Consider the following 17,949-nt stretch of genomic DNA (forward strand, 5'->3'; position numbering starts at 1 on the left):
GACTTTAGATATCATAATGTTAGAAAAGATATAGTTTTACGAATATTTTATAAAACTTTATAAAAATTTTATAATTGCTTTAAAGGCAGTTTAAAATCTTTTCTTATAATAAGCTCATAACAAATTAAGGAGGCTTATTAATAAGATGAACAAACTTAAATTTTTGTATGATGTGGTCCAAAAGTTACGGGATAAAGAGGTTATCAATGGTGTGGCAACAGTGGAAGTGAATAAAGACCAAGCAAAGGTTTTTTATGTAAAGAATGAATTTCAAAAAAATTTTGTGACAATGCAGACTAAGGCAAGCATAACTTCCGAAGTGAATTATGAAGGAAAGCAAGTAAAACATCAGAGCACTACCGAGTTTACGAAGCATTGCCCAGGAAATGAAATGCATGGAATGCATCACAGACTATTTAGACATATGAATCATGCTGGTGGCAGATGTGGGAGCATAAAGGACAAACTTACAAAACTCTCCTTTGTTTTAGGCCTTTTAAACAGCATCAAAGTAGAAGAACAGGAAGATAAAACAATTCTTGTTACATTGGAGGTAGCAGAACTACCTGAAGATATCAAAACACTACTCCAGGAACGAATGAGTCATGCTGAGAGTGACCACAGTCGGGGACATTGCTGCTTTATGAGCGAGTTCTGCTCCATTGAAAAAGGCAGATTTTCATTTGCGATGACCGTCAGTAAAAATTATGACATTGAGAAAATTGTGATCGCTTTTGACGGCGCACGACGCAATGAAGAAAATGAACAGCACTTGTTGGACATAGTTGCAGAATTGCAACTTAATAAATAATCCATAACTCTAGGTTACTATAATACTGGGTGCAAGCTGAAAGAATGGTTTGCGCCCTTTTCCTTATTTATAATATAATAAGACAATACGTAAAGAGCAGGTGATTTTGATGTTTAGGCCCAGTAGACGTCATTTTAATTCTAAAAGGCACAATCAATGTGACGATAAATGTTTCTCAACTTTCCAAAGAATTCATTTACACCATCATCGGGAATTTCATAAATATCATCAATACTTTCGCTATTTCAGACCAGCTTTTGTACTGTTTAATATCCTGCTTTTGTACCTATTATTTAATTGGGTAGGCTTTAAAGGGATTGGTATTTTTTTCGCAGTCGTCATTAGTATAAAAGAAATAGTCCATTTTATTTTTATGCTGCGTTTAGAGAAACGAATATTTACACCAATTGAAAAACTCAAGCTAGGTGTAGATGAAATTTCTAAGGGAAACTATAATGTAAAAGTTGAGTGTGATGTCCCAAATGATCTAGGTTTATTGATTTATTCGTTTAACGAAATGGCACAAAAATTATATGAAAGTGAAAAAATACAAAACGAGTATGAAGAAAATCGAAAAACACTCGTCGCTAATATTTCTCATGATTTAAAAACACCAATAACAGCTATTCAGGGCTATATTGAAGCCTTGCTGGATGAGAATATTAAAATTCAGGGTGACAAGGACAAGTATCTAAAAACCATCCATCATAATACGGTTTATATCAATAAATTGATTGATGATCTATTCCTTTTTTCAAAATTGGATATGCAAAAATTAGATTTCGCTTTTGAGAGTGTAGGAATTGGTACTTTTATGGATGATTTTATGGAAGAATACAAATTTGACCTGGAAGAAAAAAATATCCAGTTCCAATATATCTCAGATCTAAAGCAAGAATATCGCGTAAACCTTGATGGCAAAAGATTTCATCAGGCTTTTAACAATATTATTAGTAATGCTGTTCAGCATGGTCCGGAAAATGATTTATCTATCAGAATTAAGATGTATCTACAAAATGATTTTATTTGTCTTGCTATTGAAGACAATGGATATGGAATTGCTGAAGATAAGCTACCACATATTTTTGAACGTTTTTATCGTATTGATATAGAACGCAAGAAAGAATATATGTGTACTGGACTTGGTCTAGCAATCACGAGGGAACTTATCGAGGCTCACTGTGGGGAAATTACTGTTTCGAGTAAAGAGAAGCAAGGCACTTGTTTTACGATAAAGCTTCCAGTTTTACAAGAGTATAGGGATGAGAGCACAACATGAAACGTGTATTAATTATTGAAGACGACATGGACATTGCTGAACTGGAACGGGATTATCTACAATTTAATGGTTATAAAGCCGAGATAGTCCAAGATGGAGTGTTAGGTTTGAAAAAGGCAATGACGGGTATGTATGATGTTATTGTCGTTGATTTGATGCTGCCCCAAAAAGATGGATTTGAAATTATTAGAGAGATTCGAAAGAAGCTAGAGATTCCTATTATTGTCGTCTCAGCTCGCAATGACGACATTGATAAAATTAGAGGACTCGACTTTGGAGCAGATGATTATTTGACAAAACCCTTTAGCCCTGCAGAGCTAGTTGCTAGAATTAAATCTCATATGAAACGCTATCAACGTCTAAAAGGCCATACTCCTTCTGAAATGATTCAACATAAGGGGTTGGAAATCAACATCGCTTCTCATAAAGTTGCGGTGAATGGCGTGCCAATTCAACTGACAACTAAGGAATATGAACTGTTATTATTCTTGGCTACCAATCCGAATATCGTTTTTAGCAAAGCACATATTTTTGATATAATATGGGGCGATGAGTGCTATGGCGATAACGCAACTGTTGCTGTTCATATTCAAAAAATCCGCAAGAAAATTGAGAAAGATCCATCCAACCCAGAATTTATTGAAACACTCTGGGGAACGGGCTATCGCTTTAACCCCTAATATCCTGTTATAACGAAAAAGTCCTGCAAAGCCTGATATGCTCCCTTAATGACATTGACTTGACAGGGGGCAGTTCAGCCTAGCCTTGCAGGACTTTTGTATTTAGAATCGTTCCTGTGATTTTACCTAGTCTCTTCTAATGTATATTTATTTCCTAATTATCTCAAACTACATTTGATAGAATACAGGGAGGTGTTTTAAGTTGCAGCAAAATAGTCTTACTCAAAAGGAACGCGCTTACTTGAAAGATGCGCTTGAATTGGAAAACCTTTGTATCGCGAAATACAGTGTTTATGCTGACCAATGTGTGGACCATGAATTAAAAAATATGATGTTTAGTATTGCTAAAAATAAACGTCATAATGCCAATATGATTAAGCAAGAACTTGGTAATTCCGAGTTCCTGTATCAATAGTAGGGGGGCTAGATAATGGACAACCCAAGGCAATCTCCACCAATAAGCAGAAATCGGCTTTCAGACCGCGATATGTTGCTGGATTTGGTGATTACGGAAAAACATTTATCAAGACTGTATGATCAAGGTGTGTTGGAATCTACCTCACCTATGATATCTAATACTTTTGAACGATTACAGGATAGTAGTCATGATAACGCTCGCACTATTTTTACGGCTATGCAAGAACGTGGCTGGTATAATCCAGAACGTACTGGGAGAACTGAGCGCATCTCAAGAGGAACACAAAAGCAATCAAGTGAATTTTTTGACACAACTGCTGACAGTAAATATGCGGTATCTTCTGGTACAAGAAGATTTGGCAGACATTTGCCTCGCGAACAGCGGTCTGGTAAATCTGGTATCTTCAGTAATCAAAGGCCAGAAACAAATTCCGAGGATTGGCAGTATAGAAGCTAGTTGACCCTTATTAAGAATAAGGAGCTGCTGCAAAGTAGGTAGTTTAACCCTACTAGCAGCAGCTCTTTTATGTTTTATAATCAGCATTACATTTTTCTTCATCACTAAATTAATTGATAAAATAGCCCGTGGTTGGAACAATGGAAATATAATTTGCCGTGCCCTTGCTTATGAAAGCGAAACTGCATATTCCATTCAGGATATTGCTTCACAATAATCACTAAATCACCCGTGACATAAGCAACGAAAGTAATAGAATGTTCTTTTTTCATCTCATGGGCTGATGTGACATACAGTTCGTCTTCTACAGGCTCTATATTTAGCAAATGGTTTTCGGATGCTTTTTCTGCAACTAAAGCTTCGATTCTTTTGCCGCAACATGAAATATTGGCATCTCCTGTCGCTGTCATAAGATTATTACACTGGGGGCAGACATAAAATTTAAGCTTTTTCATATTTCCTCCAATCGTTTCGTTTAATTCAATTTTACCTGATAGAATTTCTTCAATATTAACGCCAAGTATTTGTGATAGTTCTGGAAGCAATGATACATCGGGACATCCAAGGCCACGTTCCCATTTACTGATTGTTTTGTCGCTGATGTTCATTAAATCAGCTAATTGCTTTTGCGTCATATCTTTTTCTTTTCGCAGGTTATATATTAACTTACCAATTTTATCGCAATTCATTAGTATCACCTCCGAACTCTAGTTTAGAGCATATTTAAAATACTATCAATAAACGAACCGTAGAGTAAACTTAGAATGAAAGGGGAAAAGCAATGAACATTATTTAGATAGTATAATCAAATTTCGCACCAATGATTATTTGATGCGCCAAGAAAGATAGGTAAACAATCAAATAACGAAGCTTAAAGACACTTAGTGTTTTTAAGCTTTTTTGCTTCTTGTAGAATACATATTATGTATAATATGGAAAGTTTAGCATAATATTGCAATAACTATAAGTAAAAGTTAAAAAATTATAAAAGGAGGAGTGTTATGATGTTAAAAAAATGGATTGCTTTATTAGTTATTGTGTTTGCAGTAGGAGCATTATTATCTGGTTGTAGTTCTACAACGGGAGGCAAGGAACAGGTAATTAAATTATGGCAGGGGTCTGAGCCGGAAATTCTTGATCCCGGAAAATCTACAGGTGTGCCTGAAGCAAATTATGAGTTGGCATTATTTGAGGGGTTAGTGGTATTAGATGCTAAGGACATGCCTGCGCCGGCGGCTGCCGAGAAATGGGAGGTATCGCCCGATGGATTAAAGTATACCTTTCATCTCAGAGCCAATGCAAAATGGTCCAATGGTGAACCGCTAACAGCATATGATTTTGAATATGCTTGGAAGCGGATATTGAGTCCAGAGTTGGCTGCTGAATATGCCTATATGCTGTTTCCTATTAAAGGGGCAGAAAATTATAACAGTAAAAATGGAACAGTTGAGGAAGTTGGGATAAAGGCTGTCGATGATAAAACATTGGAAGTAGTATTAGATAAACCGACAGCCTATTTTTTAGCTCTTGCTACTCATCACTCCTTCTATCCTGTTAATAAAAAAATTGTGGAAGCCAATGGGGATAAATGGGCTAGTGATGTAAAGACACTGATTAGCAATGGTCCTTTCAAGGTAGCAAACTGGGTGCATAACAGTAAATTAGAAATGGTAAAAAATGATCAATATTGGGATAAAGATAAAGTAAAAGTTAGTAAATTAGAGTGGGCATTGCTGGAAGCGAATACTACAGCGTTATCCATGTTTGAAAATAACCAATTGGATTATGTATATGAACCTCCGATGGCAGAAGCTGAGCGATTGAAAAAGGAAAACAAGCTAACTGTAGGTAAATATCTGGGCACTTATTATTATGAACTTAACAACAAGAAAGCTCCTTTTGATAATCCTAAGGTTCGCAAAGCCCTTGCCTTGGCTATTGATCGCGAAAGTTTAGCTAAAACAGTACTAAAAGGTATACACAAGCCGGCGGATGCATGGATTCCATTTGGTTTTACGGATTCTGTCACCGGCAAAGATTTCAGAGAAGAAGCAGGCGGCTATTTTAAAACAGATATAGCGGAAGCAAAAAAACTGTTGGCAGAAGCCGGATATCCTGAAGGGCAAGGATTGCCTCCTATTACGTTGATTTATAATACGAGTGATAACCACAAAGCTATTGCTGAGACAATTCAGGAAATGTGGAAGAAAAATCTTGGCATTACGATTGAAATTCAAAACCAAGAGTGGAAAGTTTACATACAGAACCGGAAAAGTGGTAATTTCCATATGGCCCGGGCCGGTTGGATTGGAGATTATGCTGATCCAATGACCTTTGCGGATTATTTCATGACGAATGGCGGCAATAACCATGGGAAATACAGCAATATAGCCTATGATAAATTGGTTGAAACGGCGCAATTGAGTAATGACTCTAAAGTGCGTATGCAAGCCATGCGTGATGCGGAGAGGATTTTTATAGATGATATGGGGTCTATTCCAATTTATTTCTATGGCAATCCATATTGCATTAAGGCAAATTTGAAGGGTGTCATCAAATCTGCTACTTCCGTGGTTAATTGGAAGGAAGCCTATTTTGAAAATTAATGGGATTTAAGTGTATGTAGCGGAAGATGTATACGCATTGTGTATGCATCTTCCTTATAAAGAAGGAGTGAAAGAATGTTCAGTTACACACTTAAACGTACTTTTAATTCAATAATCGTAGTGCTAGTGATCATTACCGTTACCTTTGCCCTAATGCATTCCATTCCTGGGGGGCCTTTTACCAATGAAAAGAAAATTCCCGATGCCATTATGAAAAATATTGAGGCACGGTATAAATTAAATGATCCTTTATGGAAACAGTATTCGGACTATTTAGTGAACCTTGCTCACTTTGATTTAGGACCTTCTTTTAAATATCCTGGTCGTACGGTGAATGATATTATTGGCGAAAGCTTTCCTGTATCTCTACAGTTGGGTGCGGCAAGTATTGCCATCGCTATCTTTATCGGAATACCGGCAGGGGTCATATCTGCTTTGCGGCAAAATAAATGGCAGGATTATCTGACCATGTTTTTTACTACAATTGGTATATCAGTACCTAGTTTTGTTCTTGCTACTGCTCTTGTTTATGTATTTGCAATAAAATTGCAATTATTACCGGCGGCTATGTGGGGTGGAGTGGAGTATATGATTTTACCAGCTATTGCTTTGGCTGGTATGCCTATGGCTTTTATCGCTCGCCTGACCCGCTCCTCTATGCTGGAAGTGCTGGGGCAGGATTATATTAAGACTGCGAAAGCCAAAGGCTTGCCTCAGCATATCATTCTCTATCGTCATGCACTAAAAAATGCTTTGATTCCCGTTGTTACTTATATTGGGCCTATGGCGGCCGGAATATTGACAGGTAGTTTCATAATAGAAACCATATTTGCCATTCCAGGTCTCGGGCGTCATTTTGTGACAAGTATCTATAATCGTGATTACACGGTTATTTTAGGCGTGACTGTCTTTTACAGCATTTTGGTTGTTGGATTAAATATGCTGGTAGATCTTATCTATCCCTTGTTAGATCCACGAATAAAATTGAGCACAAAGCGGGAGGAGTAGCATGCAGGTGAATCTAGAATTATTTAAGCCAGCTGTTTATAATCAGGCTGCTGACATTACTAGACCAAGTATTACGTATTGGCAGGATGCCTGGATGCGTTTACAAAAAAATAAAATGGCTATGGCAGGGCTATACATTGTTGTTTTTGTCATTCTAATAGCAGCAATTGGACCTGTATTGTCTCAAGCTTCTTATTCAGACCAGGATTTATCACAAGCAAATCAATCTCCGAGTATTGAACACTGGTTTGGTACGGATAACTTGGGACGAGATCTCTTTATTCGCGTATTGTATGGTGCCCGCATTTCCATGTCTATTGGAATTGTTGCTAGTTTACTTAACTTTACTGTTGGTGTGTTGTATGGCGGCATAGCGGGTTTTTCAGGCGGCAAAGTTGACAGATATATGATGAACATCGTGGACGTTCTATATAGCATTCCTGTTTTACTATATGTAATATTGCTGATGGTAGTGTTAAAGCCAGGACTAACAAATATTTTTATTGCCTTAGGGATTTCCTACTGGCTACAGATGGCTCGTATTGTACGTGGTCAAATACTAGGTCTCAAAGAACAGGAATATGTGTTGGCGGCCAGGACAATTGGTGCGAGTAATTGGCGTATACTGCTTCGGCATTTGATCCCCAATACTATGGGACCCATTATTATTACTATGACCTTGGCAATACCAACGGCTATTTTTACGGAAGCATTTTTAAGCTTTATTGGACTTGGCGTTTCTGCACCAATGGCTAGCTGGGGCGTACTGGCTTCTGAGGGAATTACCAGTTTGCGTTCCTACCCTTTTCAACTGTTTTTCCCAGCGATGGCGATCAGCGTTACGATGCTTGCATTTAACTTTCTGGGGGATGGTATGCGCGATGCCTTAGATCCCCGTATGCGGCGTTAGGAGGTCAATTATGAAATCATTATTAAAAGTACAAAATTTAGCAGTATCCTTTGATACTTATGCTGGTGAAGTGAAGGCAGTTCAGAAAGTTAGTTTTTCAGTTAAGGCTGGGGAAGCGATTGGTATTGTTGGAGAGTCAGGTTGCGGCAAGAGTGTGACGGCTCATGCAATCATGGGGTTAATCCCTAGTCCCCCGGGAAGAATTGTGGAAGGCAGCATCCTATTTGATGGTGTGGATTTATTGGGAAAATCAAATAAGGAAATGGAAAAAATCCGAGGTAATGAAATCGGTATGATCTTTCAGGATCCTATGAGTTCTTTAAATCCTGTTTTAACCATTGGAAGACAGATTGCTGAATCCCTAGAGCTTCATCAAAAAATGTCAAAGAAGGAAGCTTTGGTGAAGGCTATAGAGATGCTAAGAGTGGTAGGCATTCCTTGCCCAGAAGAACGAGTTAAAAATTATCCTCATCAATTCAGTGGTGGCATGAGGCAGAGGGCGATGATTGCCATGGCATTGGCATGTAACCCGAAACTATTGATTGCCGATGAGCCAACGACTGCCTTGGATGTTACCATTCAAGCACAAATCCTGGATTTGATAAAAAGTCTCAATCAGAAATTTAATACGTCTGTTATTATGATTTCCCACGATTTGGGAGTTATCGCCAGTCTATGCAGTCGGGTGATTGTCATGTATGCCGGCAGAATTGCGGAGAGTGGTTCTGCATATGATGTGTTTCACAACCCTCAGCATCCCTATACATGGGGTTTGCTAAAATCTCTACCAAGGACGGATGTCAGCACCAAGGAACCTTTGGCGGTTATTCATGGACAGCCACCTGACCTATTGGACCTGCCAAAGGGGTGCCCATTTTCTCCCCGTTGCCCTCACGTTATGCAGGTGTGTATGGAAATGTATCCAGAGGATAGTATGATCAATGAACATCATATGACTCGTTGCTGGTTACAACATGAGAGCGCACCTAAAAATAGGCGGGGGGTGCCGGTATAATGGCAACAGAACCATTATTGGAGGTTCGCAATTTAAAAAAATATTTCACGGTAGCAACTGATTTTTGGGGAAAACCTACAAGCTGTTTAAAAGCAGTTGATGATGTAAATTTTAGTATTAGAGCAGGGGAAACCTTAGGTCTAGTCGGGGAAAGTGGCTGCGGTAAGTCTACTACAGGTCGCACGATTATTGGTCTGTATCAGCCAACAGAAGGAGATGTCTTATATAAAGGCAAATCTGTTGCAGCTGGTGGTAAAAATCAGCCCCTATACCGTGATATACAAATGATATTTCAAGATCCCTACGCTTCTCTGAATCCACGGATGACGGTAGGAGATATTGTCGGCGAGCCACTGGATATTCATAAGCTTGCTGTCGGCATAGAACGAAATACTCGTATTATGGAGTTATTAAGCCTAGTAGGGCTCAATAAAGAACACGCCAACCGTTTTCCCCATGAGTTCAGTGGTGGACAACGGCAGAGAATCGGCGTTGCCAGAGCATTAGCCGTCAATCCGAGCCTCATTATTTGCGATGAACCTATTTCTGCCTTGGATGTTTCCATTCAGGCTCAAGTAGTCAATTTACTGGAAAAGTTGCAGAGGGAGCTTGGGCTTACCTATTTATTCATTGCTCATGACTTGGCGATGGTCAAGCATATTAGTACACGAGTAGCCGTGATGTATTTAGGGAAAATTGTGGAACTTGCACAGACCCAGCAGTTATACGGTTCACCACAGCATCCTTATACACAGGCATTACTCGCTGCTATTCCTATTCCAGATCCAACAGTAGAAGCCGCTAGAAAGCGCGTACCTTTAGAGGGCGATGTACCCAATCCAATTCATCCGCCTTCCGGTTGTCGCTTTCGTACCCGCTGCCCGCATGCCATGTCAGTCTGTGCTGAAGAGGAACCAAAGTTGATTGATCGAGATGGGCACTTTGTAGCATGTCATTTGAAAAAATGATCTTGCACATGAGAACTTAGAGGGGGTGATGTTTACCAAGGAACGTAGCTCACGAACTTATAAGGTATTCATAAAGCGTTTAACAAAAAAAGATGGAGTGTGTACTATGAGAAAAAAATTAGTGAAATCATTCATCTTAGGATCGTTATTGAGTATGTCAGCAACAGCTTTTGCCGCGAATCCTTTTGAACTTGTTCCTACAACAAACTGGACTTATGATGCAATCGGAAAACTAGTACAAGGGGGTGTCTTTGAAGGATATAGAGACGTTAATTTTAGCAAAAATCAAACTTTTACTCGTTATGAATTGGCTACGTTTATTGGTAAAGCACTAGCCAATGAGAGTAAAGCAAGCGCTGAACAAAAGGCAACCATTGATAAATTAGCCGTAGAATTTAAGGGCGAGCTTACCAATCTAGGAGTCTATGCTGCTGCGACCGCTCCTAAGACCGTAGTACCTGCTGTTGCCGCCGCGCCTGAAAAGGTTACAATAAGTGGTGACACTCGTGTTCGCTATGAGCATACGAAAGGCAGTTCTGATGACGTAAACTTTAGAACAAGATTTGTTGTTGGTGTTGATTTAGGTGATAGTTGGAAGTTTAATACCCGTTTTGTTAATAGTAATAATATTACTTCCTTTGAGGGAAAGGATGATAGTGCAAGTTCTACTACGAAGATCAATTTGTCGTATGTGACAGGTAAAATTGGTGATGTTGGTGTAATGTTTGGCAGAATGCCCCTAGCGTTGGGGAAGGGGTTGCTGGTAGATACTGATTCCAACTGGGATGGTGCAAAGATTGACTTTGGCAGCAAGGTAAAAGGCCAAGTTGGTTATGCTCGTGCAGCAGACAAGAAAAAATACTTCTTTACTGATGTTACAACGAATTTAACTAAGGATTTGGATGTCACAGCGTCTTACCTAAAGGATTCCGATTATACTGGGATTAATGAAGATAAAACACCCAAGGTTAAGGACGCCGAGTACAAAGCTTGGACAGTTGGTTTCGGTTACAATGGTTTAGAAAACCTCGCAATCGTTGGTGAATATGGTAAAAATGATGTTAGCAACGCCAAAGCATGGATGACTGGTGTGACATTTAGACAGGCTGATCGCAAAAAAGTAGGTTCTTGGGATGCTAGCATCGCTTACAGAAAGGCAGCACCCAAATTTGATCCTGAGTATTGGAGTACAGTAGATGCTACTTTCGCTATGGAGGTTAATGCCATGGATGATATTCAAGGTATTGAGTATGCTGTAGATTATGTTCCATTAAAGGGCGCACTACTTCATGTGAGTTATGGTGATATGAAAAATTATGCTGGAAATAGTAGAGATGCTCGGCAGTATTTTATAACTAATCTTAGTTACAAATTCTAATATTCTAGGGAATGTAAAAATAATATATATGACAAACTCCTGCAAAGCGGACTAGCCTTGCAGGAGTTTGTTTCAAAGGAAGCTTATGATTTTTTTAAAAACCCCGTCTTTTGTTATTTTTCTCTTTGATTAACTTTCTTGCATTTTTTATTCCGCCTGTTTCAGCGAACATGGTGGAAATCTTCTCAGCTTCAATCTGCTTAGAATTTAAGCCCTCATACTTAACCTCTTTTTTTAGCTTTACATAATTTGCGAGCCGCTCATTAGATAATAAACCATCATTTATGGCCTTTTGTACTGCACAGTTGGGCTCACTCGTATGAGTGCAATCATGAAATTTACACTTTGTTGAAAGGTCATCTATATCGGAAAAAGTTTTTGATAGGTCAGCACTTTCAATCCCAAGTTCTCTCATCCCTGGGGTATCAATAACGACGCCGCCGTTTGGAAGAATAATGAGCTCCCGTCTGGTAGTAGTATGCCTGCCTTTATCATCATTTCTTATTTCTTGCGTTTCAAGGGCGTTTTTGCCCATGAGCCGATTGATCAAGGTCGATTTTCCAACCCCAGATGAGCCGATAAATGCAATAGTTTTGCCGCTTCCAATATAATTATTGACAGATAAGAATCCATCTTGATTCATACTAGAAGTAACAAGCACATCAACACCACAGGCAACGGCATCAAGTTCTACCAACTTTTGAGGGAGATTATCACATAAGTCAGCCTTAGTAAGGACGATAACCGGAATTGCTCGACTGTCCCAGGCAACACCAAGATAGCGCTCTAACCTACGGAGATTAAAATCATTATTAAGCGACATACAGATGAAAACCGTATCAATATTTGAAGCTACCACCTGTTCCTCATTCGAAGTCCCCGCAGCCTTTCTAATAAAAGCGCTTTTTCTTGTTAGAATGTGGTGAATAATTGCATTTCCACCGATATCATGATTTCGATCAAGCATAACGAAGTCACCAACTGCAGGGTAATCCGATGAGGTTTTGACAGCAAAACGAAACTTCCCGGAAATAGAAGCAGTTAAATCACCGTTTTCTGTTACGACCTTGTATAAGTCTTTGTATTGGGAAATTATCCGCCCCACATAGAGATTGTCATATAATGTTGACTCGGTAATAAATCTTTGGCTGAATCCTAAATTACTCATATCTATTTTACTCATTTTTATATCCTCCAAAAGTTTGGTAACATAAGCTTTTGGGAGGTCTATACACTACATTATTTTGTACGCACCTCCCAGCTTGCTACAATCCCCGTTATATTATTGTTAAACATAATAACAACTCCTTTCGTTAATAACATGCAGTCTACAATCGAAAAACTGTTGTTCTACGCAAACTGCATATTCAATCATTATATTATAACATATTACATGCTAGTAGACACATGGGGTAGTTCTAAAAAGGCTTTGGTTATAGTGGCTAGAGCTTCTATTAAGTTGAATTTTATCTCTCAATATGTGGTGGATTTTGTCGCCAGCCTTTTTGTAGATAAAACCTAATGGTAAGCGCTGTGCAATCGGTAATGCACCATAATAAAAAGGCCACATAACCTCCGTATACCCCGTAGCCTAATTTTACAGCAAATAGATATGCCAGTGGCAGAAATACGAGATAATCAGATACTAATCCTTCATAAAGGATAAATCGAGTGTCTTTGCAACCGGTTAACGAGCCGCGTAGTACCATGTAAATAGAACAAAACAATTGACCAAAACAAACGAGCTTTATTGTCTGCGCCGCTTGTTTTGCCACTATTTTATCAGCTGGACTAAAGAAGCTGCTGACAGTGGATGATGAAATAAACAGCAATCCGCTTGTAATGAAGATGACGCCCAAACTCATCTTGCATATGCGGTTAACGGTAGGTATAAGAAGATCTTCTTGTTTAGACTCCAATAGTTGTGGTGTGATAATTGATGCTGTGATTAAAAAACCGATTGCTGGTAGATAGGCAAAATTGAAAACTTGCAAAGTAATTTGGTGCACCGCCAACTCTACAACTCCCAATTGTTTCATTATATAGACAAAAGCCAATAGTGCAAGGAGTGTAAAACCTGTGTTAAGGCCTACGTCTATTGCAAGAGTAATATATTCTGAGACTTCTTTTAAAAAAGGTTGTTTCAAGTTAATATATTTGGTCGTAAGTGGTTTTTTTAGAGCCAGATATGCTGTGATCAGTAAACCAACAAAAGTGGCAGTCAAAGTTCCTAATGCAGATCCTTTTACTCCAAGACTTGGAAAACCGAGTCTGCCATAGACAAACAAATAGGAAAAGAAGACATTTAAAATGCAAATAGCTATGGTGCTGTATAGCGGTGTTACCGTATTGCCCAGCCCTCTAAATAATCCAACAAGTACATTTGAAAATAATATTAAAGGTAATGTCCATAGCCATATTCTCAGGTAATCTATACCGTAATACTTAATTTGCTCATTGCCAGCAATATCGTAAACAATGTTACTAATGTATGGGGCAAAAGCAATGATCGTTATACCAATAATGGTAGCTAAGAATAACCCAGTATTAACTACGGCTATCCCTTTTGATAGGTTGCTAGCAGCCGAAGATTTTGCGATTAAAATGGTTGTGCCAATTCTGAAGCCTTCAAAAAAATTGAATAGTGTACCGCATACTGCGTTTGCTATTGAGACGGCAGCAATGGCCTCAGTACCATAGGGACCGATAAAAGCAAGGTCAATCATGCCACTTATTAATACGATTGATTGAGAAATAATAAGTGGAAAAGCTAATTCACCAATTTTTTTGTAACTGATTATTTGTTTCATAGTATTTCCTCCTGTGAAAGTAAAAAAGACGCCGAATAACCGGCGTCTTTTGGTAGTAAGTATGTAAATACAGAAAAGAGTAACAACTTTTCTGTATATGGCAAGAAGATGTAAACTAGTTGCCGTACTTTATAGGTTGCCAAGAGCTTCCGGTAGCTGTTCTTCGGTATGAAGTTTGTTGAGAAAAGGACAGACGTATCCTGTTAACGACTAATTTGACTGCATTAACAGGTGATTTTACATCGCATTGCATATAACCGAAAACAGTACTCACACTCTTGGCCTCCTTTCACAGTGAATTTAATTATATTATATGAAATAGATGCTTTGTTGTCAAACTTGTAATTTTACATGAGACAAAAGATAGGAATGACTAAAATGAACCGCCCCTGTGATCTTTGTCCTTAATTTCCAATTTAAATATCTTTTTATACTTCTCATTGTTTTTTAGAATTTTTTAAATTTGCGTTTGCAGACCATAAGATAAGATAAAGCAATTATTAATATTACAGTAATTCCTAAAGGTAATAAGAAGTTTATTGTAGATAGGCAGTATATGGCCATAAACATACCAGCAAAAGTTATAGGGATACCGTAGAATTCTCCGTCAAATTCAGTCACGTTGAATCTAGCTAATCTATAAGCACCAGCCATTGGTAATAATAATACCAATAAATATCCCCAAATCCCTAATTGGGAAAATCCATAAAGATTAAAAGCAAGAATAGAAGGGGCAACGCCAAAAGAAATTAAATCAGCAAGAGAATCAAGTTCTTTTCCTAATTCACTTGATACGTTTAGACGTCTAGCAACGAGTCCATCATACCGGTCCGCAAGACATGCTAATAATATAAAAAAGCAAGACCATATATAATTTACTTGAAATAGCATCATTATAGACATTATGCCACACCCTAAATTGGCAAGAGTCAATGAATTCGGTATAGCGCTTTTTGTTATGATTGTCACAGTAACCACTCCTTTAAAGGTTAATTTCCATATATTACATTTAAATCACGAGAACGATTATGCTTCCCAGGCACTTCAATATAGCATAACATATTCTGGAAAAAGTATAAAAATCCTGCAAAGTTGCCTAGCCTTGCAGGATTTTTATACTTTAAATGGTAAATAGAGTAAGAATATGAGATACTGCTTTTTAAAGAAAAGCTTATGATTATTTGAAGACATGCAAAATAAGTGATTGGAGTATAGAATGAAAACGAAGGAGACAGTAAGGGACGCTCCTTAATTGTCAACTTGATAAGTCAATAGATGCTCAGAATAGTGCCAAATAAGGAACGTCCGGGGGTACTTTTAAGTAAAATGAATTCAGGGATTTGCTACTTCATCACGAGCTTTTAGTTGCTTATCGATAAATACACTTAAAAAGTGTGATTTTTTACAGTATAAAAGAGCAAAATTAACAGCTTTAGTTCGAATTTCTATCGAATTGAGGCTGTTTAATTTTTGCTGTCCTCTTTCATATGTGCAAAATTTTTCAGTATACATTATTATATTGCCAAAAAACGATTAGAAGTATTTACCAATTTTATAAATTGCGGTAAAATGATTGTAAATTCTCTTGTGATTAATTTTTGAAAGAAATGTAACTTGTATAAAGCAGATTTCAACCATCTAAATTCTTAAATGGATAATCCAATTGTTATGCGATTAGCCAGTAAGATGATGTGAAATATAAAAAACCATGTTGAATGGATCATGAAAAATTGGGAGAGTGGAACTGTGAGTATGATTTCAAGTAAAATTAATGACAAAAAAATTATTATTAAACTAAAGAATAGGGTCTGCGATACATCGGAAGAGCTATTGTGTAGTGATTTATTTGCTACCATACTTACCATGGCTGTCAAAGAACTATCGAAACGAAAATCTATTTTACTAGACATTTTTGCGAATAAGGACGATATTAAAGAGGAAGATATCAAGCTTTTAATTGATACGTTTCACTATATATGTAAAATGCCTGTCAGCCTTGTTGGGCAGGTTGTAAAAGGGTCTGAACAATTTTCGAAGAATCCGGAATTGCTGAATGATTTTGTTCAATATTTATATAATTTTTGGCGGAATTTTAATCGATTTATCGTTTGTCATTCTGAAGATGATGGCTTGGAAACTCGGCCTTATCGAACCTTCCATTCTACGATAGAACAATTGAATCATCTAGTAAGAAAAACGTATAGAGATTTACAAATCAATATTACACATCACCCCAAGGTGTTTAGGCAGGTTACTGCTGGTGCGGAACTGGCAGCGATTAGCACTATTGGAGAGATACCTTTTTCGGGGCAAATCTATGATAAGCTGAATCAGATTCAGATGATTCGTCAGGTTTGTATCTATCCGCCTTTGGTTTTAGATCCTCCCATGAATAAACGGAACGGTAAATTTGAGAGAATTGCTAAAAATCCACTGGACGTAGTAGATATTAATGCAGAGGAATGGCTATGTTATCCAGCGAAGGTGGGACCCTTAGTTATTGCTATTTATTTTCATGAGAGATTTTTTGAACTCGGTTTTTCCTTGTGTAATCTATTTGAAATAGCGGATGATGACGAACTCAAAAAACAACCAGATGCCGTGTTCCTTTTTGGCGTGCCAGGAAACACCTTAGATGATCTGACGAACTCGTTGCCGACTGTATTTTATGAGGATAATGAGAATGAAATATTAGTAGCAGCCATCCCGAATCGAGATGAGTTTGGGTATTTCGGCTATTTGAAAAAAATGGTTCTCACCTTGCATAATATACGCATGATGAAGAATGGCAAAATGCCTTTCCATGGTGCCATGGCTAGGATTATTTTGAAGGGTAATGAGGAAGCGAATGTACTTGTCATGGGAGATACAGGAGCAGGGAAATCCGAAACCTTGGAGGCTTTTCGTGTCCTTGGGGAAGAGTATATTCAAGATATCATTGTCATTGCAGATGATATGGGTTCTCTGTCAATCAATGATGAGGGTGAGGTGATTGGCTATGGTACTGAAATAGGGGCATATGTTAGGTTAGATGATTTGAACCCAGGCTATGCTTTTGGTCAGATCGATAGAGCCATTATTATGAACCCAAGCCAGAAAAACGCTCGGACGATTTTGCCAGTTACGACATATGATAAAATAGTCAAAGGGCATAAAGTTGATTTCTTATTATACTGCAATAATTTTGATCAGATTGACGAAGACCATCCGATTATTGAAGAATTCCCGAATGCGACAGAGGCGATTAATGTCTTTAGAGCTGGAGCGGTTATGAGTAAAGGCACTACGACCTCTACAGGTTTAGTACAGACCTATTTTGCAAATGTGTTTGGTCCATCCCAATATAGACAATTGCATGAAATAATCGCCAAGAAATATTTTGATGCATTTTTTAAACAAGGAATATTTGTTGGTCAAATGCGTACCAGGCTTAGTATTACAGGCTGGGAACGCAAGGGTCCAGAAGAGGCAGCACGGGAGCTGCTTCAAATGATTCTGAGTAAGAGCAATTAGGTATCACCGTTCCCGTGTCCTGGTGTCAAAGAACCTGTCCCTTGTAAGATATATTACAGAAGGGTTATCCATTATGGGCTAGAAAAACCCGAACAAT

General features: G+C 38.1%; 16 protein-coding genes. 12 read left to right on the forward strand and 4 right to left on the reverse strand.

The window, feature by feature from the left end; all coding sequences use genetic code 11:
- The first annotated feature begins 145 nt into the window (after nt 1-145).
- From LMF89_RS13330 to LMF89_RS13350, 5 genes are all read left to right on the forward strand, one after another.
- Nucleotides 146-811 (forward strand): hypothetical protein, encoded by a 666-nt coding sequence (locus LMF89_RS13330; protein WP_229535520.1) that lies wholly within the window; start codon nt 146-148, stop codon nt 809-811.
- 373 nt (nt 812-1,184) lie between these two features.
- Nucleotides 1,185-2,090, forward strand: a complete 906-nt coding sequence (locus LMF89_RS13335; RefSeq protein ID WP_229535521.1) for a HAMP domain-containing sensor histidine kinase — start codon at nt 1,185-1,187, stop codon at nt 2,088-2,090.
- Complete coding sequence (locus tag LMF89_RS13340) at nt 2,087-2,770, forward strand: response regulator transcription factor (protein WP_229535522.1); 684 nt, start codon at nt 2,087-2,089, stop codon at nt 2,768-2,770. Before LMF89_RS13335 ends, LMF89_RS13340 begins: the two co-directional genes overlap by 4 nt.
- A gap of 202 nt (nt 2,771-2,972) precedes the next feature.
- Complete coding sequence (locus LMF89_RS13345; RefSeq protein WP_229535523.1) at nt 2,973-3,185, forward strand: hypothetical protein; 213 nt, start codon at nt 2,973-2,975, stop codon at nt 3,183-3,185.
- Between the two features lie 15 nt (nt 3,186-3,200).
- Nucleotides 3,201-3,644: a spore coat protein gene (locus LMF89_RS13350; protein ID WP_229535524.1), complete on the forward strand. Its 444-nt coding sequence runs from the start codon at nt 3,201-3,203 to the stop codon at nt 3,642-3,644.
- Between the two features lie 104 nt (nt 3,645-3,748).
- Here the strand turns inward: LMF89_RS13350 and LMF89_RS13355 are convergent, their stop codons facing one another.
- Nucleotides 3,749-4,333, reverse strand: coding sequence for a helix-turn-helix domain-containing protein (locus LMF89_RS13355; RefSeq protein ID WP_229535525.1), 585 nt, complete (start codon nt 4,331-4,333; stop codon nt 3,749-3,751).
- 312 nt (nt 4,334-4,645) lie between these two features.
- On the opposite strand from LMF89_RS13355, the gene LMF89_RS13360 reads away from it, so the two are divergent.
- The 6 genes from LMF89_RS13360 to LMF89_RS13385 all read left to right on the forward strand — a co-directional run bounded on the left by LMF89_RS13360 (nt 4,646) and on the right by LMF89_RS13385 (nt 11,529).
- Nucleotides 4,646-6,250, forward strand: a complete 1,605-nt coding sequence (locus tag LMF89_RS13360) for a peptide ABC transporter substrate-binding protein (RefSeq protein WP_229535526.1) — start codon at nt 4,646-4,648, stop codon at nt 6,248-6,250.
- Between the two features lie 75 nt (nt 6,251-6,325).
- Nucleotides 6,326-7,258 (forward strand): ABC transporter permease, encoded by a 933-nt coding sequence (locus LMF89_RS13365; protein WP_229535527.1) that lies wholly within the window; start codon nt 6,326-6,328, stop codon nt 7,256-7,258.
- 1 nt (nt 7,259) lies between these two features.
- Nucleotides 7,260-8,168: an ABC transporter permease gene (locus LMF89_RS13370; RefSeq protein ID WP_229535528.1), complete on the forward strand. Its 909-nt coding sequence runs from the start codon at nt 7,260-7,262 to the stop codon at nt 8,166-8,168.
- Nucleotides 8,169-8,178: 10 nt separating this feature from the next.
- Complete coding sequence (locus LMF89_RS13375) at nt 8,179-9,183, forward strand: ABC transporter ATP-binding protein (protein WP_229535529.1); 1,005 nt, start codon at nt 8,179-8,181, stop codon at nt 9,181-9,183.
- Nucleotides 9,183-10,151, forward strand: a complete 969-nt coding sequence (locus tag LMF89_RS13380; RefSeq protein ID WP_229535530.1) for an ABC transporter ATP-binding protein — start codon at nt 9,183-9,185, stop codon at nt 10,149-10,151. Before LMF89_RS13375 ends, LMF89_RS13380 begins: the two co-directional genes overlap by 1 nt.
- Nucleotides 10,152-10,257: 106 nt before the next feature.
- Nucleotides 10,258-11,529, forward strand: a complete 1,272-nt coding sequence (locus LMF89_RS13385) for a porin family protein (protein WP_229535531.1) — start codon at nt 10,258-10,260, stop codon at nt 11,527-11,529.
- Between the two features lie 94 nt (nt 11,530-11,623).
- On the opposite strand, the gene rsgA is transcribed toward LMF89_RS13385, so the two are convergent.
- The 3 genes from rsgA to pssA all read right to left on the reverse strand — a co-directional run bounded on the left by rsgA (nt 11,624) and on the right by pssA (nt 15,308).
- Nucleotides 11,624-12,712 carry a ribosome small subunit-dependent GTPase A gene (rsgA, locus tag LMF89_RS13390; protein WP_229535532.1) on the reverse strand — a complete coding sequence of 363 codons (1,089 nt, stop codon included), beginning with the start codon at nt 12,710-12,712 and terminating at the stop codon, nt 11,624-11,626.
- Nucleotides 12,713-12,995: 283 nt separating this feature from the next.
- Nucleotides 12,996-14,339, reverse strand: coding sequence for an MATE family efflux transporter (locus LMF89_RS13395; RefSeq protein ID WP_229535533.1), 1,344 nt, complete (start codon nt 14,337-14,339; stop codon nt 12,996-12,998).
- Nucleotides 14,340-14,786: 447 nt separating this feature from the next.
- The gene (gene pssA / locus LMF89_RS13400; RefSeq protein ID WP_229535534.1) at nt 14,787-15,308 is read right to left on the reverse strand and encodes a CDP-diacylglycerol--serine O-phosphatidyltransferase; all 522 of its coding nucleotides are present in this window, start codon (nt 15,306-15,308) and stop codon (nt 14,787-14,789) included.
- Between the two features lie 777 nt (nt 15,309-16,085).
- Here pssA and LMF89_RS13405 point away from each other — a divergent pair.
- The gene (locus LMF89_RS13405) at nt 16,086-17,852 is read left to right on the forward strand and encodes a hypothetical protein (RefSeq protein WP_229535535.1); all 1,767 of its coding nucleotides are present in this window, start codon (nt 16,086-16,088) and stop codon (nt 17,850-17,852) included.
- Nucleotides 17,853-17,949 lie beyond the last annotated feature (97 nt).

The organism is Pelosinus baikalensis, assembly GCF_020819555.1.
GTDB lineage: Bacteria > Bacillota > Negativicutes > DSM-13327 > DSM-13327 > Pelosinus > Pelosinus baikalensis.

Bases quoted from the DNA above. Each gene is read 5' to 3' on its own strand.
- LMF89_RS13330 (WP_229535520.1), top strand. From the start codon at position 146: ATGAACAAACTTAAATTTTTGTATGATGTGGTCCAAAAGTTACGGGAT.
- LMF89_RS13335 (WP_229535521.1), top strand. From the start codon at position 1,185: ATGCTGCGTTTAGAGAAACGAATATTTACACCAATTGAAAAACTCAAG.
- LMF89_RS13340 (WP_229535522.1), top strand. From the start codon at position 2,087: ATGAAACGTGTATTAATTATTGAAGACGACATGGACATTGCTGAACTG.
- LMF89_RS13350 (WP_229535524.1), top strand. From the start codon at position 3,201: ATGGACAACCCAAGGCAATCTCCACCAATAAGCAGAAATCGGCTTTCA.
- LMF89_RS13355 (WP_229535525.1), bottom strand. From the start codon at position 4,333: ATGAATTGCGATAAAATTGGTAAGTTAATATATAACCTGCGAAAAGAA.
- LMF89_RS13360 (WP_229535526.1), top strand. From the start codon at position 4,646: ATGATGTTAAAAAAATGGATTGCTTTATTAGTTATTGTGTTTGCAGTA.
- LMF89_RS13365 (WP_229535527.1), top strand. From the start codon at position 6,326: ATGTTCAGTTACACACTTAAACGTACTTTTAATTCAATAATCGTAGTG.
- LMF89_RS13370 (WP_229535528.1), top strand. From the start codon at position 7,260: ATGCAGGTGAATCTAGAATTATTTAAGCCAGCTGTTTATAATCAGGCT.
- LMF89_RS13375 (WP_229535529.1), top strand. From the start codon at position 8,179: ATGAAATCATTATTAAAAGTACAAAATTTAGCAGTATCCTTTGATACT.
- LMF89_RS13380 (WP_229535530.1), top strand. From the start codon at position 9,183: ATGGCAACAGAACCATTATTGGAGGTTCGCAATTTAAAAAAATATTTC.
- LMF89_RS13385 (WP_229535531.1), top strand. From the start codon at position 10,258: ATGAGAAAAAAATTAGTGAAATCATTCATCTTAGGATCGTTATTGAGT.
- rsgA (WP_229535532.1), bottom strand. From the start codon at position 12,712: ATGAGTAAAATAGATATGAGTAATTTAGGATTCAGCCAAAGATTTATT.
- LMF89_RS13395 (WP_229535533.1), bottom strand. From the start codon at position 14,339: ATGAAACAAATAATCAGTTACAAAAAAATTGGTGAATTAGCTTTTCCA.